This window comes from Cupriavidus sp. C2SS-8b (assembly GCF_057073745.1).
In genome coordinates, this window is record NZ_CP172716.1 from 2,908,159 (window position 1) to 2,929,176 (window position 21,018).

General features: G+C 66.9%; 20 protein-coding genes. 13 read left to right on the forward strand and 7 right to left on the reverse strand.

Features of this window, described 5'->3' with window-relative positions; translation table 11 throughout:
* Nucleotides 1–222: 222 nt before the first annotated feature.
* The 10 genes from ACIGJB_RS13460 to ACIGJB_RS13505 all read left to right on the forward strand — a co-directional run bounded on the left by ACIGJB_RS13460 (nt 223) and on the right by ACIGJB_RS13505 (nt 10,397).
* Complete coding sequence (locus ACIGJB_RS13460) at nt 223–1,653, forward strand: FAD-binding oxidoreductase (RefSeq protein WP_483730281.1); 1,431 nt, start codon at nt 223–225, stop codon at nt 1,651–1,653.
* 5 nt (nt 1,654–1,658) lie between these two features.
* Nucleotides 1,659–2,549 carry a LysR substrate-binding domain-containing protein gene (locus ACIGJB_RS13465; RefSeq protein WP_483730282.1) on the forward strand — a complete coding sequence of 297 codons (891 nt, stop codon included), beginning with the start codon at nt 1,659–1,661 and terminating at the stop codon, nt 2,547–2,549.
* A 617-nt stretch (nt 2,550–3,166) separates the two neighbouring features.
* Nucleotides 3,167–4,687: an FAD-linked oxidase C-terminal domain-containing protein gene (locus tag ACIGJB_RS13470; RefSeq protein WP_483730283.1), complete on the forward strand. Its 1,521-nt coding sequence runs from the start codon at nt 3,167–3,169 to the stop codon at nt 4,685–4,687.
* A 14-nt stretch (nt 4,688–4,701) separates the two neighbouring features.
* On the forward strand, nt 4,702–5,622 hold the full coding sequence (locus ACIGJB_RS13475; RefSeq protein WP_483730284.1) for an ion transporter: 921 nt from the start codon (nt 4,702–4,704) through the stop codon (nt 5,620–5,622).
* 15 nt (nt 5,623–5,637) lie between these two features.
* Nucleotides 5,638–6,741 carry a glycolate oxidase subunit GlcE gene (gene glcE, locus ACIGJB_RS13480; RefSeq protein ID WP_483730285.1) on the forward strand — a complete coding sequence of 368 codons (1,104 nt, stop codon included), beginning with the start codon at nt 5,638–5,640 and terminating at the stop codon, nt 6,739–6,741.
* Between the two features lie 50 nt (nt 6,742–6,791).
* Nucleotides 6,792–8,045 (forward strand): glycolate oxidase subunit GlcF, encoded by a 1,254-nt coding sequence (gene glcF / locus ACIGJB_RS13485; RefSeq protein ID WP_483730286.1) that lies wholly within the window; start codon nt 6,792–6,794, stop codon nt 8,043–8,045.
* Between the two features lie 93 nt (nt 8,046–8,138).
* Nucleotides 8,139–8,510: a CidA/LrgA family protein gene (locus ACIGJB_RS13490; protein WP_483730287.1), complete on the forward strand. Its 372-nt coding sequence runs from the start codon at nt 8,139–8,141 to the stop codon at nt 8,508–8,510.
* Complete coding sequence (locus ACIGJB_RS13495) at nt 8,507–9,232, forward strand: LrgB family protein (protein ID WP_483709199.1); 726 nt, start codon at nt 8,507–8,509, stop codon at nt 9,230–9,232. The genes ACIGJB_RS13490 and ACIGJB_RS13495 overlap by 4 nt, the downstream gene beginning before the upstream one ends.
* 85 nt (nt 9,233–9,317) lie before the next feature.
* Nucleotides 9,318–9,689 carry a VOC family protein gene (locus tag ACIGJB_RS13500; RefSeq protein ID WP_211945710.1) on the forward strand — a complete coding sequence of 124 codons (372 nt, stop codon included), beginning with the start codon at nt 9,318–9,320 and terminating at the stop codon, nt 9,687–9,689.
* Nucleotides 9,690–9,707: 18 nt separating this feature from the next.
* Nucleotides 9,708–10,397: a helix-turn-helix transcriptional regulator gene (locus ACIGJB_RS13505; RefSeq protein ID WP_483730288.1), complete on the forward strand. Its 690-nt coding sequence runs from the start codon at nt 9,708–9,710 to the stop codon at nt 10,395–10,397.
* 3 nt (nt 10,398–10,400) lie between these two features.
* Here ACIGJB_RS13505 and ACIGJB_RS13510 read toward each other — a convergent pair whose 3' ends face one another.
* The 3 genes from ACIGJB_RS13510 to ACIGJB_RS13520 form a co-directional block, all read right to left on the reverse strand.
* On the reverse strand, nt 10,401–10,895 hold the full coding sequence (locus tag ACIGJB_RS13510; protein ID WP_483730289.1) for a glutathione peroxidase: 495 nt from the start codon (nt 10,893–10,895) through the stop codon (nt 10,401–10,403).
* Nucleotides 10,896–10,929: 34 nt separating this feature from the next.
* Nucleotides 10,930–12,069: a PilT/PilU family type 4a pilus ATPase gene (locus ACIGJB_RS13515; protein ID WP_483730290.1), complete on the reverse strand. Its 1,140-nt coding sequence runs from the start codon at nt 12,067–12,069 to the stop codon at nt 10,930–10,932.
* 61 nt (nt 12,070–12,130) lie between these two features.
* Nucleotides 12,131–13,174 carry a type IV pilus twitching motility protein PilT gene (locus ACIGJB_RS13520; protein ID WP_483730291.1) on the reverse strand — a complete coding sequence of 348 codons (1,044 nt, stop codon included), beginning with the start codon at nt 13,172–13,174 and terminating at the stop codon, nt 12,131–12,133.
* Nucleotides 13,175–13,246: 72 nt separating this feature from the next.
* On the opposite strand from ACIGJB_RS13520, the gene ACIGJB_RS13525 reads away from it, so the two are divergent.
* Both ACIGJB_RS13525 and proC read left to right on the forward strand, forming a co-directional pair.
* Entirely contained in the window at nt 13,247–13,936 is a 690-nt protein-coding gene (locus tag ACIGJB_RS13525; RefSeq protein WP_483730292.1) for a YggS family pyridoxal phosphate-dependent enzyme, read from the forward strand.
* A 45-nt stretch (nt 13,937–13,981) separates the two neighbouring features.
* Nucleotides 13,982–14,818 carry a pyrroline-5-carboxylate reductase gene (proC, locus tag ACIGJB_RS13530; RefSeq protein WP_483730293.1) on the forward strand — a complete coding sequence of 279 codons (837 nt, stop codon included), beginning with the start codon at nt 13,982–13,984 and terminating at the stop codon, nt 14,816–14,818.
* Between the two features lie 78 nt (nt 14,819–14,896).
* Here proC and ubiA read toward each other — a convergent pair whose 3' ends face one another.
* The 4 genes from ubiA to recG all read right to left on the reverse strand — a co-directional run bounded on the left by ubiA (nt 14,897) and on the right by recG (nt 19,812).
* Nucleotides 14,897–15,754 (reverse strand): 4-hydroxybenzoate octaprenyltransferase, encoded by an 858-nt coding sequence (gene ubiA, locus ACIGJB_RS13535; protein ID WP_483730294.1) that lies wholly within the window; start codon nt 15,752–15,754, stop codon nt 14,897–14,899.
* A 146-nt stretch (nt 15,755–15,900) separates the two neighbouring features.
* A complete protein-coding gene (locus ACIGJB_RS13540) occupies nt 15,901–16,386 on the reverse strand; it encodes a Dps family protein (RefSeq protein WP_483730295.1) in 486 nt (161 codons plus the stop codon).
* Between the two features lie 190 nt (nt 16,387–16,576).
* Nucleotides 16,577–17,527 carry a LysR substrate-binding domain-containing protein gene (locus ACIGJB_RS13545; protein ID WP_483709211.1) on the reverse strand — a complete coding sequence of 317 codons (951 nt, stop codon included), beginning with the start codon at nt 17,525–17,527 and terminating at the stop codon, nt 16,577–16,579.
* Nucleotides 17,528–17,637: 110 nt separating this feature from the next.
* A complete protein-coding gene (recG, locus tag ACIGJB_RS13550) occupies nt 17,638–19,812 on the reverse strand; it encodes an ATP-dependent DNA helicase RecG (RefSeq protein WP_483730296.1) in 2,175 nt (724 codons plus the stop codon).
* A 155-nt stretch (nt 19,813–19,967) separates the two neighbouring features.
* On the opposite strand from recG, the gene queA reads away from it, so the two are divergent.
* Entirely contained in the window at nt 19,968–21,017 is a 1,050-nt protein-coding gene (queA, locus tag ACIGJB_RS13555; RefSeq protein ID WP_483730297.1) for a tRNA preQ1(34) S-adenosylmethionine ribosyltransferase-isomerase QueA, read from the forward strand.
* Nucleotide 21,018: the final 1 nt, after the last annotated feature.

Consider the following 21,018-nt stretch of genomic DNA (forward strand, 5'->3'; position numbering starts at 1 on the left):
GGAAGTCTTGGGGATGGCGCGCATTATGGCGTGCTTTGCCGCCCGCGCGAACGCGGCGCGTCTGCGCGTCCCGATCCAGGAGAAGGGGTGTATCAGGCGCCGCGCGGCGTAGAATGGCGGCATTCCCCAATCAACAATCGGGTCGCGCCCCATTCCGCCGCCGACACCCGCCGACGGTTCCGGAGACTGGCCGCACGCCGCAGCGACCCGCCGGAGACCTGCATGAACCACCCCACGCCACACGCCGCCCTGGCACGCCGCCCCTTGCCGCACGCGCTGCGTGACGCGCTGCAGGGCCGCTTCGGCGACCGCTTCTCGACCTCCGCCGGCGTCTGCGAACACCATGGCCGCGACGAATCGCCGTTCCCGCCGGCCCTGCCGGACGGCGTCGTGTTCGCCCACAGCACCGAGGAAGTGGCTGAAGTCGCGCGCCTGTGCAACGCGCACGGCGTGCCGCTGATTCCCTACGGCGCAGGCTCCTCGCTCGAAGGGCACCTGCTGGCCGTGGCCGGCGGCATCAGCCTGGACTTGTCGCAGATGAACCGGGTGCTGGCGATCCAGCCGGAAGACCTGACCGTGACTGTGCAGCCCGGCGTTACGCGCAAGCAGCTCAACCAGGAGATCAAGGACACGGGCCTGTTCTTCCCGATCGACCCGGGCGCCGACGCGTCGCTGGGCGGCATGTGCGCCACGCGGGCCTCCGGGACCAATGCGGTGCGCTACGGCACCATGCGCGAAAACGTGCTGGCCCTGACCGTGGTGACCGCCGACGGGCGCGTGATCCGCACCGGCACGCACGCGCGCAAGTCGTCGGCGGGCTATGACCTGACGCGCCTGTTCGTCGGCAGCGAGGGGACGCTCGGCATCATCACCGAGGTCACCGTGCGCCTGTACCCGCAGCCCGAGGCGATTTCCGCCGCGGTCTGCGCATTCCCGAGCATGAGCAGCGCCGTGCAGGCGGTGATCCAGACCATCCAGCTCGGCGTGCCGATCGCGCGCGTGGAGTTCGTCGATGCGCTGGCCATCCGCGCCATCAACCGGCACGACAACTTGACGCTGCCGGAGATGCCGCACCTGTTCTTCGAGTTCCACGGCACCGAGGCCGGCGTCCGCGAGCAGGCCGAGACCGTGCAGCAGATCACGGCCGAGCATGGCGGCCAGGACTTCGAATGGGCCACGCGGCCGGAAGACCGCAGCCGCCTGTGGAACGCGCGCCATACCGCCTACTTCGCCATGCTGCAGCTCAAGCCGGGCTGCCGCGCGGTGACCACCGACGTGTGCGTGCCGATCTCGCGCCTGGCCGATTGCGTGGCCGAGACCGAGCAGGATCTGAACGCTTCGTCGCTGCCCTGCCCGATCGTCGGCCATGTCGGCGACGGTAATTTCCACGTGGCGATCCTGGTCGATCCCGACAAGCCGGAAGAGATGGCCGAGGCCGAGGACATCAACCGACGCATCGTCGAGCGCGCGCTGGCGATGGGCGGCACCTGCACCGGCGAACACGGCGTGGGCCTGCACAAGATGGATTTCCTGGTGCGCGAGCACGGCGAAGACGCACTCGACCTGATGCGCGTGATCAAGCAAGCGCTCGATCCCAACGGCATCCTGAACCCGGGCAAGATCTTTCACTCCGTGCGCGGCCCGGGCGGCTGAGCGGGATGGCTTCGATGTTCAACCGCGTTCCGCCGCTGCACCTGCTGGTCGCCTTCGAGGCCGCGGCGCGCCTGGGCAGTTTCGCGCGCGCGGCGGAGGAATTGTCAGTCACGCCCAGCGCGGTGTCGCACCGCATCAAGAACCTGGAAGAACTCTGGGGCGAAGACCTGTTCGTGCGCTCCAATGCCGCGCTGCGCCTGACGGCGGCCGGCACGCGCTACCTGCGCAACGTGCGGGACGCGCTCAAGTCGCTCAACGAACTGGCGCGGCCCGAGTACAACAAGCTGCGCACGCGGCTGCGCGTGGCGATCCCGCCGACCTTCGGGCGCCAGCACCTGGTGCCGCGCCTGCCCGAGTTCGGCGCGCTGTATCCGCATATCGATATCGAGCTGCACCTGGCGATCCCGTTCCTGGACGTGAAGGCTGAGGAAAGCGATGTGGAGGTCCGCTACGGCACCGGCCGCTACCCGGACCTGAAGACCACCAAACTTCTGGTCGAACCCGTGTTCCCGGCCTGCGGGCGTGAGTACTACGAGCGTGTCAACGGCCGCGCCATCACCAGGCCCGAGCACCTACACGGGCTAGTGCTGCTGCGCAGCCCGCTGGAACCCTGGAAGCCGTGGTTCGAGACGGCCGGGCTGGACTGGCCCGAGCCGCAGACCGGCCCGCAGTTCAACGATATCGGGCTGATGCTGGAAGCGATCGCCTCCAACCAGGGCGTGGCGCTGGTGCGACAGCGCATGGCGCGGCACTGGCTGTCGCTGGGACAGATGGTGCGGCTGCTCGATGTCGAATCGGTCTCGCCGCATGGCTATTACATCGTCGAGCGCGAACATGCGCCGCTTAAGCCTGAGGCGCGGTATTTTGTTGACTGGCTGTTGAGTTTGGACTGGTAAGGAGGGGATGGATGGGGTGTCGTGCTTGGCGGGCGCTGCTGTTTCGCCGGCGTAGCCGGCGAGTCACTTTTTGTCCGAGCGACAAAAAGTAACCAAAAAGCGCGTTTTCCTGCGGGCATAAGCCCAAGCTCGTTGGGACCACCTCCTTCGAAATCGCTGAACTCTGAGTGGCCGCCGTTAGATAGCTTGTAGGTTCGGTTGGGCTTCAGCCCTTTCTTTGCCGTTAAACCACGTATCGTTGCTGCGGTGCTGGCTTGACCAAATTCCTCTCCCAAGGGGCCACTCTGAGAGTAGCGGTTTCGAAGGAGGTGGTCCCTTCGGGCTTGGGCTTGTGCCCGCGGGAAACGCGTTTCTTGGTTACTTCTTGTCGCTTGGACAAGAAGTGACTCGCCGGCTACGCCGGCGAAACAGCAGCGCTCGCCAAGCACGCCAACCCATCACCGGCCACGGCCAGCGCATTGGTCGGCCCGCATGATGAGCATTTTTGATCAGCATGGCGCGCCAAATTCACGTATCCCGATGCGCTGCCGGCGCAGGCGCTACGCTATAGTCACCCGTCCCTCCGGCCGCATGCAGACCATATGCCGGCCTCGCAGAAAGGTCCCACAGGAGTTGCCATGAATGCCCCGCACGAAGCCCCACTGAGCGCCAGCGCCAGCCCCGGCAACCACGGCGCCGACGACGGCCGCCGCAGCGCGCTGCTGGCGGGCCTGGCGCAGATCCTCCCGGATGCCGCGCTGCTGTGGAAGCCGGAAGACACGGTGCCTTATGAATGCGATGGCCTGGCCGCCTACCGCCAGGTGCCGATGGCCGTGGCCCTGCCCGATACCGAGGAACAGGTCTGCGCGATCCTGCGCCTGTGCCACAAGCTGGGCGTGCCCGTAGTGCCGCGCGGCGCCGGCACCAGCCTGTCCGGCGGCGCGATGCCGATCGCCGAAGGCCTGGTGCTGTCGCTGGCCAAGTTCAAGCGCATCCTGAAGATGGACCCGCTTTCGCGCACCGCCGTGGTCCAGCCCGGCGTGCGCAACCTGGCCATCTCCGACGCGGCCGCGCCGCATAACCTGTACTACGCGCCGGACCCGTCCTCGCAGATCGCCTGCACCATCGGCGGCAACGTCAGCGAGAATTCCGGCGGCGTGCACTGCCTGAAGTACGGCCTGACCGTGCATAACGTGCTGCGCGTGCGCGCCGTGACAATGGAAGGCGAGGTCGTGGTGTTCGGCTCCGAAGCCCCGGACGCGCCAGGCCTTGACCTGCTGGCCGCGATAATCGGCTCCGAAGGCATGCTCGGCGTGGTGACCGAAGTCACCGTGCGGCTGATCCCCAAGCCGCAACTCGCGCAGGTGATCATGGCCTGCTTCGACGATGTGGAGAAAGGCGGCAACGCGGTGGCCGCGATCATCGCGGCCGGCATTATCCCGGCCGGCCTGGAGATGATGGACAAGCCCGCCACGGCCGCCGTGGAGGAATTCGTGCACGCGGGCTACGACCTCGACGCCGCCGCCATCCTGCTGTGCGAGTCCGATGGCACGCCCGAGGAAGTGGCGGAGGAAATCCAGCGCATGAGCGACGTGCTGACCGCCTCCGGCTGCACGCGCATCGTGGTGTCGCAGAACGAGGCGGAACGCCTGCGCTTCTGGAGCGGGCGCAAGAACGCGTTCCCGGCGGCCGGCCGCATCTCGCCCGACTACTACTGCATGGACGGCACCATCCCGCGCAAGCACATCGGCACGCTGCTGCGGCGCATCGAGGAAATGGAGCGCAAGTACGCGCTGCGCTGCATCAACGTGTTCCATGCCGGCGACGGCAATATGCATCCGCTGATCCTGTTCGATGGTGCGGACCAGGACGAATGGCACCGCGCCGAGCTGTTCGGCTCGGACATCCTGGAAGCGTGCGTGGAGCTGGGCGGCACGGTCACCGGCGAGCATGGCGTGGGCGTCGAGAAGCTCAATTCGATGTGCGTGCAGTTCTCGCGCGCCGAGTGCGAAGCCTTCTTCGGCGTCAAGGCCGCGTTTGACCCGGCGCGCCTGCTGAACCCGGACAAGGCCATTCCCACGCTCGCGCGCTGCGCCGAATACGGCAAGCTGCACGTGAAGAAGGGCCTGCTGCCCCACCCCGACCTGCCCCGCTTCTGACCGGCACGCCAGCCATGCCGCCACGCCAGACCAACGAGACTCTGCGCCAGCGCCTGGGCCGGCCCGAAACCGGCTGGCGCGAGCGCTGGTACACCATCATCTTCGAGGCCGACACCCGCGAAGGGCGCGCGTTCGATATCACGCTGCTGTTCGCGATTGTCGCCAGCGTGCTGATCGTGATGGTCGACAGCCTGCAGGGTGTGAACGAGCACCTGCGCCGCTTGTTCACCGTGCTCGAATGGATGTTCACGCTGCTGTTCACGGCCGAGTACGTGATGCGCATCCTGGTGGTGCGGCGACCGTTGCGCTATGTCTTCAGCTTCTTCGGCGTGATCGACTTCATCTCGATCATGCCGACGTGGCTGGCATTCTTCCTGCCGGAGCTGGCGTTCCTGATCGACGTGCGGCTGCTGCGGCTGCTGCGCGTGTTCCGGATCCTCAAGCTCACGGTGTACTTCGAGGAAGCCGAGATACTGTACCGCGCGCTCGCCAACAGCCGCCGCAAGATCTTCGTGTTCCTCGGCACGGTGTTCATCATCACCGTGATCCTGGGCACCATCATGTATGTGGTGGAAGGCCCGCAGCATGGCTTTACCAGCATTCCCGTGAGCATGTACTGGGCCGTGGTGACGCTGACCACCACCGGCTTCGGCGACATGGTGCCCAAGACGCCGCTGGGGCAGTTCATTACGTCGCTGACGATCCTGCTGGGCTACGGCATCATCGCGTTCCCAACCGGCATCGTCGGCGCCGAGCTGGCGGCCAGCATCATGAAGCGCCCGCTCACCACGCGCAGCTGCACGCACTGCCTGACCGAAGGGCATGACCCGGACGCACTGTACTGCAAGCATTGCGGCGACGAGTTGCCCGAATACCAGAACGATCGCCCGGAGGTCCCGGGCGGCCCCGCCGGCCGACGCCGCAAAGAACCCTGACCGAACCGGACCCACATGCAAGCCACTCTCGACTCCTTCCGCGATGCCGTGCGGCATGCCACCGAGACCCGCACGCCACTGCGCCTGCGCGGCGGCGGCAGCAAGGATTTCTATGGCCAGGCCATGGACGGCCAGCTGCTGGATACGCGCGCCTATCGCGGCATCGTCGAATACGATCCGGCCGAGCTGGTCATCACCGCGCGCTGCGGCACGCCGCTGGCCGAGATCGAGGCCGCGCTCGCGGAAAAGCGCCAGATGCTGGCCTTCGAACCGCCGCACTTCGCGGCTGCAGGCCAGCCCGGTGCAGCCACCTTCGGCGGCGCCGTGGCCGCTGGCCTGTCTGGCCCGCGCCGGCAGTCGGTCGGTGCGCTGCGCGATTTCGTCCTCGGCGCGCAACTGATGGACGGCCACGGCGAGGTGATGAACTTTGGCGGCCAGGTCATGAAGAACGTCGCGGGCTATGACGTGTCGCGGCTGCTGGCAGGCTCGCTCGGCACGCTCGGGCTGATCCTGGAAGTTTCCGTCAAGGTTCTGCCGATCCCGTTCGGCGATGCCACGCTGCGCTTCGCGATGAGCCAGGCCCAGGCCATCGACCGCCTGAACCAGTGGGGTGGCCAGCCGTTGCCGATCGCGGCATCGGCGTGGCACGAAGGCGTGCTGCATGTGCGCCTGTCCGGCGCCACCGCCGCGGTGCAGGCCGCACGCGCACGGCTGGGCGGCGAGGCCATCGCGCAGGACGAAGGCGTGGCGTTCTGGCAGTCGCTGCGCGAGCAGACGCATGCGTTCTTCGCCCCGGCGCTGCAGGGACGTTCGCTGTGGCGTCTGGCCGTGCCGCCGACCTCGTTGCCGCTGGACCTGCCCGGCTCGCAACTGGTCGAATGGGGCGGCGGACAGCGCTGGTGGCTGCCCGCTGCCGGCCCCGACGGCAACCATGCCGGACTCGTGCGCGGCATTGCGCAAGCGGTCGGCGGCCATGCAACGCTGTTCCGCAACGGCGACAAGTCGGCGGGCGTGTTCACGCCGCTGGCCTCGCCGCTGGCCGCGATCCATACGCGGCTGAAGGCCAGCTTCGACCCGGCCGGCATCTTCAATCCGCAGCGCATGTACCTCGGCCTCTGAGTCGCGCGCCCCGTCCCCCGTCCAACGCCAAGGCAACCACACCCCACACCATGCAAACGACCCTGGCCGATTTTCTGCGCAATACGCCCGAAGGCGAAGAAGCCAAGTCCATCGTCGGCAAATGCGTGCATTGCGGCTTCTGCACCGCCACCTGCCCGACGTACCAGCTGCTCGGCGACGAACTCGACGGCCCGCGCGGACGCATCTACCTGATGAAGCAGGTGCTCGAGGGCAATGCCGTCAGTGAAAGCACGCGGCTGCACCTGGACCGCTGCCTGACCTGCCGCAACTGCGAATCGACCTGCCCGTCTGGCGTGCGCTACGGGCGGCTGGTCGATATCGGCCGGCAGGTGGTGGACGACCAGCTCGAAGCGCGCGGCATCCGCCGCCCCGCACGCGAACGCGTGACGCGCTGGGTGCTCCGCGAAGGCCTGACGCGTCCGGCGCTGTTCGGCACGGCACTGAAGCTCGGGCAGATGGTGCGCCCGATGCTGCCGGCCACGCTGCGCAGCAAGGTGCCGGAACTGAGCAAGACCGCCGATCCCGGCCAATGGCCGCGCACCGCGCACGCGCGCAAGATGCTGTTGCTCGACGGTTGCGTGCAGCCTGCGATGTCGCCCAACATCAATGCCGCGACGGCGCGCGTGTTCGATCGTGTCGGCGTACAACTGGTGGTGGCGCGCGAAGCCGGATGTTGTGGCGCGATCCGTTTCCACACCGGCGATCACGATGGCGGCCTCGACAATATGCGCCGCAATATCGATGCATGGTGGCCGCATATCGAAGCGGGAGCGGAAGCGATCGTCATGACCGCATCGGGTTGCGGCGCGATGGTAAAGGACTACGGCCACCTGCTGCGCAACGACCCGCAGTATGCCGAGCGCGCGCGCCGCGTCTCGGCACTCACGCGCGACCTCTCGGAGATCCTGCCCGACTTTGCCGATCCGCTGCATGCGCTCGCCGGTGCGGTACCGCGCGACGGCCGCCGCGTGGCCTATCACCCGCCGTGCACGCTGCAGCACGGCCAGCAGATTCGCGGCAAGGTCGAAGCGCTCTTGACCGGCCTCGGCGTGGAAGTCAAACTCTGCGCTGACAGCCACCTGTGCTGCGGTTCGGCGGGCACGTATTCGGTGCTGCAGCCGGAACTGGCCTACCGCCTGCGCGACGACAAGCTCGCCAAACTGCAGGCGACCCAGCCCGAAGCCATCGTGTCGGCCAATATCGGCTGCATCACCCACCTGCAAGGCGGTACCGAAACGCCGGTCATGCACTGGATCGAACTGGTGGACAAGATGCTGGGCTGAGTCCCGGCCACCTGGCCACGCGTCGGGGCGGTGTGGTTGTCTCCCCTCTCCCGCTTGCGGGAGAGGGGAAAACAGTACAACCAAGACGCCCTCATGCTCCAGACCTTTGCCATCCTCCTGGTTTTCCAATCCGTCGGCGAGGTGATCAGCTACGCGCTGCACCTGCCGGTGCCCGGCCCCGTGCTGGGCATGATCCTGCTGTTCGGCTGGCTGGTCTTCGACGACCGCCTGCTGCCCATTATCCAGGGCACCACCAGCGAACTGCTCAAGCACCTGTCGCTGCTGTTCGTGCCGGCCGGCGTCGGCATCATGGTCCACGCCAATCGCATCGAAGGCGAATGGTTTCCGATCCTGATCGCGCTGGTGGTATCGACGTGGCTGGCCATCGCCACCACCGCCGTGGTCACGCGCATGCTGATGCGCAAGGCGACCAGCGCCGCGGACAACAGCGGAGACCATGCATGATGACGCCCCGCCTCAACGAGATCTGGGTCTACCTGGCCGCGAGCCCGCTGGTCGGGCTGACCGCGACGCTGCTGGCCTACGTGTTCGCGTTCCGCATCTACGAGCGCTCGCGCTTTTCACCACTCGCAAACCCGGTGATGATCGCCGTCGCGCTGCTGGTCACCGTGCTGACGGTCACCGGCACGCCGTACAAGACCTACTTCGACGGCGCGCAGTTCGTGCACTTCCTGCTCGGCCCCGCCACCGTGGCGCTGGCCGTGCCGCTCTACCTGCAGCTGCCCAAGCTGCGCACGCATGTGTTCCCGCTGCTGATCGGGCTGGTGGCCGGATCGCTGGTGGCCGTGGTATCGGCTGTTGGCATCGCATGGTTGCTCGGCGCCTCGCGCGAGACAGTGCTGTCGCTCGCGCCCAAGTCGGTGACGATCCCGATCGCGATGGGCGTGGCCGAGAAGATCGGCGGACTGCCCTCGCTCACCGCCGTGCTGGTGATGGCCACCGGCATCATCGGCGCCGTCAGCGCGACCAGCCTGCTGAACCTGCTGCGCATCCGTGACTACACCGTGCGCGGCTTCGCCACCGGCGTGGCGGCGCATGGCATCGGCACCGCGCGCGCGTTCCAGGTGAACCAGGAGGCCGGCGCGTTCGCGGCGCTCGGCATGGGCCTGAATGGCGTGCTGACCGCCATCATGGTGCCGGTGCTGGCGGCATGGATGCCGCACTGATCCTGCTGCCAGGCTCCTGACAGGACGCTGTCAGCAGCCCGCGCGCATGATGCGGACTCCTTTCCCCGTGACCCAGGAGTCCATCATGAGCAATGGCCTGATCAACTGGCTTGAGATCCCCGTCGACGATATGAAGCGTGCGATCCACTTCTACGAGCAGGTGTTCGAAACGACGCTGCGCCGCGAAACCATGAGCCAGGTCGACATGGCGGTGTTCCCGAATCCCGACCCCGGCGGCGCGCTGGTGGCCGGCGAAGGCTACCGGCCCAGCCAGCACTATGGCCCGGTGCCCTACCTGCATGCGCCGGGGCTCGACGCCCTGCTCCAGCGCGTGGCCCATGCCGGCGGCAAGACCGTGTTCGGCCCGCTGCAGCTGCCCGGCGACATCGGCCGCATTGCGCATATTGCCGACAGCGAAGGCAACCGCATCGGCCTGCACGAGCCGATCGCTGGCTGAGGCCGCGCCGGAGAACCGATGAGCCGCCGCGCCGACCGCCTGTTCCAGATCGTCCAGGTCCTGCGCGGCCGCCGCCTGACCACGGCGGCGTTGCTCGCGCAGCGGCTCGGCGTGTCCGAGCGCACGGTCTACCGCGATATCCAGGCGCTGTCGCTGTCAGGCGTGCCGGTCGAGGGCGAGGCCGGCATCGGCTACCGGCTGCGCGCCGATTTCGATGTCCCGCCGCTGATGTTCACCGCTCTCGAAGTCGAAGCGCTGGTAGCCGGCCTGCGCCTGCTCAAGGCCTGGGGCGGCGGCGCGCTCGCGGCCGCGGCCGATCCCGCGCTGGAAAAGCTGATGGCCGCGCTGCCGCCGCCACGCCGGCTGGCCGCGCAGCAAAGCCGCGTGTTCGCACCCGAGTACGTCAACCGCGCGCAGGTGCGCGAGGCGTTCGATGTCGTCCATGGTGCGCTGGGCGCGCAGAAACTGCTGCTGCTCGATTATTGCGATGCGGAGCAGCGCGTCACCGAACGCGTGGTGCAGCCGCTGGGATTGTTCTTCTGGGGCAATGCGTGGCTGCTGGCGGCATGGTGCACGACGCGCACCGACTACCGCAGCTTTCGCCTGGACCGCTGCCGCGCGATCAGCATGCTCGAGGACCGTTTCCACGAAACGCCGGACCGCTCGCTCAATGGCTTCCTGCGCGCGGTACGGGCCAGCGGAACGTAAGCGTCAGGCGGCGGGATCGGAGAGCAGCGTCTCGATGTCCGCGCGGATCTCTTCCGGCTTGGTCATCGACCCGTAGCGCTTGTAGACCGTGCCGTCGCGGCGCAGCAGGAACTTGGTGAAATTCCACTTGATGGCCTGCGTGCCGAGCACGCCGCGCTTCTCGCTAGTCAGCCACTGGTACAGCGGATGCGCGTCGGGCCCCTTCACGTCGATCTTGGCGAACATCGGGAACGTCACGCTGAAGCGCGATTCGCAGAACTGGCCGATCTGCTGCGCGTCGCCGGGCTCCTGCTTGCCGAACTGGTTGCACGGAAAGCCCAGCACTTCAAGCCCGCGCCCGGCATACGCATCGTGCAGCGCCTGCAGGCCTGCGTATTGCGGCGTAAAGCCGCATTCACTGGCGGTATTGACGATCAGCAGCACCTTGCCGCGGAACTGCGACAGCGGCACCGGCTGCCCGGCAAGGGAGTTGGCTTCGAACTGGTAGACGTTGCTCATGGCGGATTGGGCTCCTGGACCGGACGCGCGCGGATCAGATCACGTTCAGGTGCTCGGTACCGGCACCGAGGTCGGTATCCTTGCTGGCGGCGCTATGCAGCTTGATCATCAGCCGCAGGTCATTGAGCGAATCGGCATTGCGCAGCGCGTCCTCGTACGTGATCTTGCCGCTTTCGTGCAGGTCGAACAATGCCTGGTCGAAGGAAATCATGCCCTGCTCGCGCGATTTCTTGATCACTTCCTTGAGCTCGTGGATCTCGCCCTTGAAGATCAGGTCAGCCACCAGCGGCGTGCCGATCATGATCTCGACGGCCGGCACGCGTCCCTTGCGCCCAGCACGCGGCAGCAGGCGCTGCGAGATCATGCCCTTCAGGTTCAGCGACAGGTCGATCAGCAACTGCTGGCGCTTTTCCTCCGGGAAGAAGTTGACGATGCGGTCGATGGCCTGGTTGGCGTTGTTGGCGTGCAGCGTGGCCAGGCACAGGTGGCCGGTTTCCGCATACTGCATCGCGTATTCCATGGTCTCGCGATCGCGGATTTCGCCGATCAGGATCACGTCGGGCGCCTGGCGCAGCGTGTTCTTCAGCGCGATGTGCCAGGACTCGGTATCGATGCCGACCTCGCGCTGCGTGACGACGCAGTTCTGGTGCGCGTGCACGTATTCGATCGGGTCCTCGATCGTGATGATGTGGCCGTAGGAATGCGCATTGCGGTGGTCCAGCATCGCCGCCAGCGTGGTCGACTTGCCCGAACCCGTGGCGCCGGTCACGATCACCAGGCCGCGCTTGGACATGACGATCTCATGCAGCGTCGGCGGCAGGTCCAGGTCCGCCACCGACGGAATGCGCGTGTTGATGGTCCGCACCACCATGCCGGCCTTGCCCTGCTGGATGAATGCCGAGACGCGAAAGCGCCCGGCCTTGGGCGCCGAGATGGCGAAGTTGCACTCGCGGGTGTCGTCGAACTCCTTGACCTGGCGCTCGTTCATGATCGAGCGCACCAGGCCCAGCGCCTGCGTCGGGTTGAGCGGCTGCTGCGAGACCGGCGTGACCTTGCCGTCGACCTTGATCGCCGGCGGAAAGTCCGAGGTGATGAACAGGTCCGACCCGCGGTTGCTCACCATCAGCTCGAGCAGGTCGTTGATGTACTTGGCGGCGGATTCGCGGTCTAGCATGGCATGGTCCTGCGAAAAGGCGGCCGCCCCGGAGGCGCGGCCGGCGGGCGAGGCGCGGGCCTCAGCCCATGAAGGCGTCGGGGTTCTTGGCAATGGCCCGTGCGTCGCTGTAGCTGATCATGCTGCGCTTGATCAAGTCCGACAGGCACTGGTCCAGGGTCTGCATGCCCAGCCCGCTGCTGGTCTGCATCATCGAGTACATCTGCGCGATCTTGTTCTCGCGGATCAGGTGGCGGATCGCCGGCGTGGCGATCATGATCTCGTGCGCGGCGGTGCGGCCATTGCCGTCACGCGTCTTCAGCAGCGTCTGCGAGATCACGGCCTCCAGCGATTCGGACAGCATGGTGCGCACCATGTCCTTCTCTTCGGGCGGGAACACGTCGACCACGCGGTCGATGGTCTTGGCCGCGGAGCTGGTGTGAAGCGTGCCGAAGACCAGGTGGCCGGTTTCGGCCGCGGTCAGCGCCAGGCGGATGGTTTCGAGGTCGCGCAATTCGCCGACCAGCACCACGTCCGGATCTTCACGCAGTGCCGAGCGCAACGCGTTGGCGAACGAGTGCGTATGCGGGCCAAGTTCGCGCTGGTTGATCAGGCTTTTCTTGGACTGGTGCACGAATTCGATCGGGTCCTCCACCGTGAGGATGTGGCCCATGTCGTTGTCGTTGCGATGGTCTACCATCGCCGCCAGCGTGGTCGACTTGCCCGAGCCGGTCGGCCCGGTCACCAGCACCAGGCCGCGCGGCTTCATGCACAGGTCCGCGAACACCGCCGGCGCGCGCAGCTCTTCGAGCGTGAGAACCTTGGAGGGAATCGTACGGAACACCGCGGCCGCGCCGCGCTGCGTGTTGTAGGCATTGACCCGGAAACGCGACAGGCCGGCAATTTCAAACGAGAAATCGATCTCCAGCCGTTCTTCGTAGCTCTTGCGCTGGGAGTCGCTCATGATGTCGTACACCATGGCGTGGACATCCTTGTGCGCCATGTGCGCGACGTTGATGCGCCGCATGTCGCCGTGAATACGCACCATCGGCGGCATGTCCGCCGAGAGGTGTAGATCGGACGCCTTGTTCTTGACTGCGAAAGCCAATAGCTGCGCGATGTCCATCTATAATGACCCCACCCGATTAGTTAGTACTTTTCGTACTTCTTTTTACTTCTTCTGTATGTCCGCCGGATTATGTCTGTAATTGCCGCCAACTTGCAAGCTGTGCACCGCGGCGTCGCGGCGGCGGCACAACAAGCCGGAAGAGACCCTGAAGAGGTGGCCTTGCTGGCGGTTTCCAAGACCGTTGCGCCCGGCATCGTGCGCGAGGCATTCGAGGCCGGACAGCGCGCTTTTGGCGAAAATTACGTGCAGGAAGGCGTCGAAAAGATCGTGGCGCTGGCCGACCTGCGCAGCCGGATCGCATGGCATTTCATCGGGCCGCTGCAGAGCAACAAGACGCGGCTGGTGGCCGAGCATTTCGACTGGGTGCATGCGATCGACCGGCTCAAGATTGCGCAGCGGTTGTCGGAGCAGCGCCCGGCCGGCATGGCGCCGCTGCAGGTTTGCATCCAGGTGAATATCAGCCATGAAGCGAGCAAGAGCGGCGTCGCCCCGGAAGACGTGCCGGAACTGGCACGCGCGGTGGCCGCGCTGCCGGGACTTCGCCTGCGCGGGTTGATGGCGATTCCCGAGCCCGCGAGCGAACCAGCCGCGCAGCGCCAGCCGTTTGCCGCGATGCGCACCCTGTTGCAGTCGCTGCAAGCGGCAGGCCTGCCGCTCGATACCCTGTCGATGGGCATGTCGGGCGACATGGACGCCGCCATCGCCGAAGGCGCCACCATCGTGCGTATCGGCACCGCTATCTTCGGCGCGCGTGCGTAAGCATCGCGCCCGCATTCCCCTATTCCACTCCAGCCAGAGACTGACATGCTCGAAACCCTGACCTTCGGCTTCCTTGGTGGCGGCAACATGGCCACCGCCCTGATCGGCGGCCTGATCGCGCGCGGCGTGCCGGCCGGATCGATCCGCGTGGTCGACCCGTTCCCCGACGCCCAGCAGCGCCTGGTGCGCGACCTCGGCGTGCATGCGTCCGGTGCGCCCGATGCGGCCTTCGGCGCGTCCGATGTGCTGGTGCTGGCCGTCAAGCCGCAGCAATTCCGCGACGCCGCGGCCAGCCTGCTGCCCTATCTGCCTGCTACCGGCGCCGGCAACCTCGTCATCAGCGTGGCCGCCGGCATCCGCCTGCAGGACATGCAGCGCTGGCTGGGCGGCCGCTCACGGCTGGTGCGGGCCATGCCGAATACGCCGGCGCTGTCGGGCATGGGCATGACGGGACTGGCTTCACCTGCCGGGTTGTCGGCACAGGACCGCGCCATTGCCACCGCGGTGGCCGAAGCCGTGGGCAAGTGCGCGTGGGTCGATGGCGATGAGCAGATCGATGCCGTCACGGCCATTTCCGGCAGCGGCCCGGCCTATGTGTTCTTCTTCATCGAAGCGATGGAACGTGCCGCGACCGAACTCGGACTGAGTGCGCAGCAAGGGCGTGAACTGGCCGTGCAGACTTTCCTGGGCGCTGCCACGCTGGCGGGCGAATCGCCGGAAGCGGTGTCCACCCTGCGTGAACGGGTGACGTCCAAGGGCGGTACGACGTATGCGGCGGTGACGGCCATGCAAGGCGCGGGCATCGCGGATGCGTTCGTGCGGGCGATGCATGCGGCGGCGGCACGTGGGAAGGAAATGGGGGAAGAGTTCGGGAAGGATTGAGCGAGCGCTCAAGCAGATGCCCAACGCGCCTGCCATGCCGCAGACCGGCTCCCCTCTCCCTGGGAGAGGGGAGGAAAATCAGCGGATCGCGTAGGCCAGCGCGGTTCCGGCAAAGACGCAGGCACCCAGCCAGTTGTTATGGCGAAACGCCGCAAAGCAGCGCATACGATCGCGGTCACGAATCAGGGTGTAGTGATAGCCCGCGCAAACAGCTGCCGCAGCCAGTCCTGCCCAATACGGCCATCCCAGCGACAGCAGCGAACCGGCCCACGCCATCAGCCCCAAAAAGACCGCGTAGCAAACCATGATCGCGGCCACATCAAAGCGGCCGAACGTGATGGCCGAGGTCTTGATGCCGATCAGCAGGTCATCGTCGCGATCGACCATCGCATAGGCCGTGTCATAAGCGACCGCCCAGAACACATTGGCCAGCAGCATCACCCATGCCACCAGCGGCACCTGGTCCTGCACGGCGGCAAACGCCATCGGAATGCCGAAGCCGAATGCGATGCCGAGGTAAGCCTGCGGAATCGCAAAGAAGCGCTTGAAGAACGGATAGGTCCCGGCGACCACGGCGGCCACCACAGCCAGCCACTTGGTCAGGCTGTTCAACGGCAGGATCAGCGCGAATGCGGCCAGCGCCAGCACCGCCGCCACCGCCAGCGCTTCCCACGCAGCAATCTTTCCCGCCGTCAGCGGCCGTTCCTTGGTGCGCTTGACGTGCTTGTCGAAGTCGCGGTCAGCGTAGTCGTTGATGGCGCAGCCCGCCGAACGCATAAGGAACGTGCCGGCAAAGAAGATACAGAACACGCCCAGCGCCGGCGGCCCGCCGGCAGCCATCCACAGCGCCCACAGCGTGGGCCACAGCAGCAGCAGCGTGCCGATGGGCTTGTCGATGCGCACCAGGCGCGCATAGAGGGCAAGGCGTTCAGACATGGGAGCTCGGGGACAGGAAATCAGCACGGCAGCAGCGGGGGCGGAAGGAATCAGAAAGACAGGGAGCGCAGTGACGCTCAGAACAAAAACGCGCCGCAGCCAGGACGGTTGCGGCGCGTCGTGCCGGCATGGCAGTCAGGCGGCAATCAGGCCAGCATCGAACGCAGCATCCACGCCGTCTTCTCGTGCGTCTGCATGCGCTGCGTCAGCAGGTCGGCCGACGGTTCGTCGCTGGCGGCATCGACCAGCGGGAAGATCGTACGCGCGGTGCGGATCACGGACTCCTGGCCTTCGACCAGCTTGCGGATCATCTCGGTGGCTTCCGGCACGCCGTCTTCTTCCTGGATCGACGACAGGCGCGCATATTCCTTGTAGGTGCCCGGAGCCGGGTAGCCCAGCGCGCGGATGCGCTCGGCGATCGAGTCCACGGCCAGCGCCAGCTCGGTGTACTGCGTCTCGAACATCAGATGCAGCGTGTTGAACATGGGGCCCGTCACGTTCCAATGGAAGTTGTGGGTCTTGAGGTAGAGGGTGTAGGTGTCGGCCAGCAGCTTGGACAGGCCTTCCGCGATCTTCTTGCGGTCCTTGTCGGAGATGCCGATGTTCACGCTCATCTCATTCTTCTTTGCCATGGTAAGTACGCTCCATTCTGGAAAAGCACGAGGATTGCCACACGGCCGAGCCGAACCTGGCCGAGCGGCATAGCCCCGACATTATTGCACTACCGCGCAAGCCGGGACAAACCCCGAGCCAGCCCGCCGCAGTCGAAAAACAAAAACGGCCGCACATGGCGGCCATTGATTCACGACGTACAGAAAAAACTCAGGCGGCCTCGGCCAATTCCTTGGCGTTGAGCCTGCGCACGCCCGGCAACTCGCACGCCGCCACCGCGCTCGCCAGCGCTTCCATGGCGGGCAGGCGGGTGAAGCTCTTGCGCCAGGCCAGCACCACGCGGCGGTCCGGCACCGGCTCGGCGAACGGCACATAGGCCAGCATATCGCCCTTGGCCTTCATGTCCGGCACCGAGGTGCGCGGCAGCACGGTAATGCCGACGCCGCTGGCGACCATATGGCGGATGGTTTCGAGCGACGAGCCTTCAAAGGTTTTCTGGATGCCGTCGGACGCCTGCGAGAAGCGCGACAGCTCCGGGCAGACCCCCAGCACGTGGTCGCGGAAGCAGTGGCCGCTGCCGAGCAGCAGCATGGTCTGCTGCTTCAGCTCGTCCGGATCGACATGGCTGACCTCGGCAAGCTGGTGGCCGCGCGGCACCGCGACGACGAACGGTTCGTCATAGAGCGGGCGCACTGTGAGGCCGGAGTCGGCGAACGGCTCGGCCATGATGGCGCAGTCGATCTCGCCCTGCTTGAGCAGCTCGATCAGCTTGACCGTGTAGTTCTCCTGCAGCATCAGCGGCATCTGCGGCACGGCCCCGATCATCTGCTTGACCAGCGACGGCAGCAGGTAGGGCCCGATGGTGTAGATCACGCCCACGCGCAGCGGACCGGCCAGCGGGTCCTTCCCCTGCTTGGCGATCTCGCGGATGGCCATGGTCTGTTCGAGCACGCGCTGGGCCTGGGCCACGATCTGCTCGCCCACGGAGGTCACGGAGACCTCGGACGTGCCGCGCTCGAAGATCTGCACGTTGAGTTCGTCTTCCAGCTTCTTGATCGCCACCGACAGGGTCGGCTGCGACACGAAGCAGGCCTCGGCAGCACGGCCGAAATGGCGCTCCCGCGCCACGGCGACGATGTACTTCAGTTCGGTGAGCGTCATGACTTATCAATTTTCGATAGGCGATAGATTTTACCTTCGATTCCGCAATCTGTCAGAACGCTTCTCGAATGCGGCGCATGGGACACCAAAACGCGAAGTTTGCCCGGTTTTCAGGCCTTCAGGTAGTGCTCGCGGCCTCCCAGCCAGCGCGACAGATGGGCCTCCACGGCCTCCGGAAACTGCGTCAGCATGAGCTGCGCGGCTTCCTGCGCGTACTCGACCAGCCAGGCATCGGTGTTCAGGTCGGCAAAGCGCAGCATGGCTTCGCCCGACTGGCGCGCGCCAAGGAATTCGCCCGGTCCGCGGATATCGAGGTCGCGCCGGGCGATCTCGAAGCCATCGGTGGTCTCGCGCATCGTGGCCAGCCGCTCGCGCGCGGTGGGCGACAGCGGCGCCTGGTACATCAGCAGGCAGACCGATTCGGCGGTACCGCGCCCCACGCGGCCGCGCAGCTGGTGCAGCTGCGCCAGCCCGAAGCGCTCGGCATGCTCGATCACCATCAGCGAGGCGTTGGGCACGTCCACGCCGACTTCGATCACGGTGGTGGCGACCAGCACCTGCAGGCGGTTGGCGCTGAAATCGTCCATCACGGACGCCTTCTCCACCGGCGGCAGGCGACCGTGGACCAGCCCCACGCGCAGGTCCGGCAAGGCGGCAACCAGCGTTTCGTAGGTCTCCACGGCGGTCTGCAGCTGCAGCGCCTCGCTTTCCTCGATCAGCGGGCAGACCCAGTAGACCTGCCGGCCCTCGGCGGCCGCATGGTGGATGCGCTCGATGACCTCGTCGCGGCGCTCGTCGTTGACCAGCCGCGTGACGATCGGCGTGCGGCCCGGCGGCAGTTCGTCGATCACCGACACATCGAGGTCCGCGTAGTACGTCATGGCCAGCGTGCGCGGGATCGGCGTGGCCGACATCATGAGCTGGTGCGGCACGGTTTCCGGCCCGGCCGGAGCCGTATCCTGCGCCGGCTCGGTGCCTGCCGCCTTGCCGCGCAGCGCCAGCCGCTGCGCCACGCCAAAGCGGTGCTGCTCGTCCACCACCGACAGGCCGAGTTTGGCGAAGCGCACGGTGTCCTGGATCAGCGCGTGCGTGCCGATCGCGAGCCGGGCCTCTCCCGATTCCACGCGCGCCACGGCCGCGCGCTTGTCGCGGGCCTTAAGGCTGCCGGCCAGCCACACCACGGGCACGCCCAGCGGCTCCAGCCACGCCGACAGCTTGCGGTAGTGCTGCTCGGCCAGGATTTCGGTCGGCGCCATGATCGCGGCCTGGTAGCCGGCGTCGATCGCCTGGCACGCCGCCAGCGCCGCCACGATGGTCTTGCCGCTGCCCACGTCGCCCTGCAGCAGGCGGTGCATCGGGTGCTGCGCGGTCATGTCGGCCGCGATTTCCTCGACCACGCGCTGCTGCGCGCCAGTCAGGCGGAACGGCAGTGCGGCCAGGAACTGCGTCAGCAGGCCGCCCTCCCGCCTGGGCATGGATGGCGCATTTTTTTCGCGCCGGGCCTCATGGGCGCGCCGCAGCGAGATCTGCTGGGCCAGCAGTTCGTCGAACTTGATGCGCAGCCAGGCCGGATGCGAACGGTCGGCCAGCGCCGCCTCGCTTTCCTGCGGTGGCGGCGTGTGCAGCAGGCGCAGGCATTCGGCGAGCGGGCGCAGCTTCAGCTTGGCGAGCGGCCCCTTCAGCACGGCCGCGGGCAGTGTTTCCGGCATGGGCGTGCGCGTCAGCGCGCCGGAGATCGCCTTGCGCAGATAGGCCTGCGAAATGCCGGCCGTGGCCGGATAGACCGGCGTGAGCCGGTCCGGCAAGGGCTCGTCGGGCGCGACCGGGCGCACCGTCGGGTGCACCATCTCGGCACCGAAGAAGCCGCCCCGGACTTCGCCGCGCACGCGCAGGCGCACGCCTTCCTCCATCTGCTTGGTCTGGCTGCCGTAGAAATTCAGGAACCGCAGCGTCAACTCGCCGCTGTCGTCGGCGATCTTCACCACCAGCTGGCGGCGCGGGCGGAACGTGACCTCGTTGGAAATGACTTCGCCCTCGACCTGCGCGGCCTGGCCGAGACCCGAGCGGCGGATCGCCTCGGCGATCGGCATCAGCGTGGTCTCGTCCTCGTAGCGCATCGGCAGGTGCAGCACCAGGTCGACGCTGCGCCGCAGGCCCATCTTGGCCAGCCGCGCGACCGCGGACGACGGCTTGCCGTCCTTGCCCGCGGCCTTGCCCTTTGCAGACGGCGCTGAGTCGGGGGCTGCGGCTTTGTCCTGGGTCGGTTCGGTGGCGGTTCCGGGCATCGGCAGTCGGGCAGGCGGAGAAATAAGGGGTATCACACAGGGCCGGGCGGCGCCTGGCGCCCAAGCCTTACAATATCGGATTCGCCGATTGTACCTATCCCGGTTGCCGCTCCGTACCCTGCGTACAGCGCCTGGCCGGGTCTTGCCGTTTCCTCATGCTGACGCTGTCCGATTTCGATTTCCCGCTGCCGCCCGAACTGATTGCCCAGAGCGCCCTGCCCGACCGCAGCGCCAGCCGGCTGCTGGTCGTCGAGCGCCTGGCGCCGGGCGAGCAGCCCGACGCTGTCCGGCTGGTCGACCGCGCGTTCAGCGAGATCACCGAATACCTGCGGCCCGACGACCTGCTGGTCTTCAATGACACGCGCGTGATCAAGGCGCGCTTTTTCGGCCACAAGCGTAGCGGCGGCAAGGTCGAGGTGCTGGTAGAGCGCGTGCTGGATTCCCACACCGTGCTGGCCCAGGTGCGCGCGTCCAAGACACCGCCCGAGGGCAGCCAGCTGCACCTGGCGGACGACGCCTTCGCCGTCACAGTCGGCCCGCGCGTCGACCAGTTCTTCACGCTGCGCTTCCCCGAGCCCGCGCTGGACCTGATCGAGCAGTATGGACGCCTGCCGCTGCCGCCCTATATCACGCACGACCCGGACGCCTATGACGAAACGCGCTACCAGACCGTCTATGCGCGCAACCCGGGCGCCGTCGCCGCGCCGACCGCCGGGCTGCATTTCGACGATGCGCTGTTTGCCCGGCTTGACGCCGCCGGCGTGCGCCGCGCGTTCCTGACGTTGCACGTCGGCGCCGGCACCTTCCAGCCCGTGCGCACCGAGAACATCGCCGAACACAAGATGCACTCGGAGTGGTACGCCATCTCGCCAGAACTGGCGGACGCCGTGCGCGAAACCCGCGCACGCGGCGGGCGCGTCATCGCCGTGGGCACGACCTCGCTGCGCGCGCTCGAATCGGCCGCGAAGCCCGACGGCACGCTGGACGCCGGCAGCGGCGACACCGACATCTTCATCACGCCGGGCTACGAGTTCCGCCTGGTCGATGCCCTGATCACCAACTTCCACCTGCCCAAGTCGACGCTGCTGATGCTGGTGTCGGCGCTGGCTGGCGTGCAAGCCATCCGCGCCGCCTACCGCCACGCGGTCGAGGCGCGCTATCGTTTCTTCAGCTACGGCGACGCGATGTTCCTGACCCGCCAGTGAA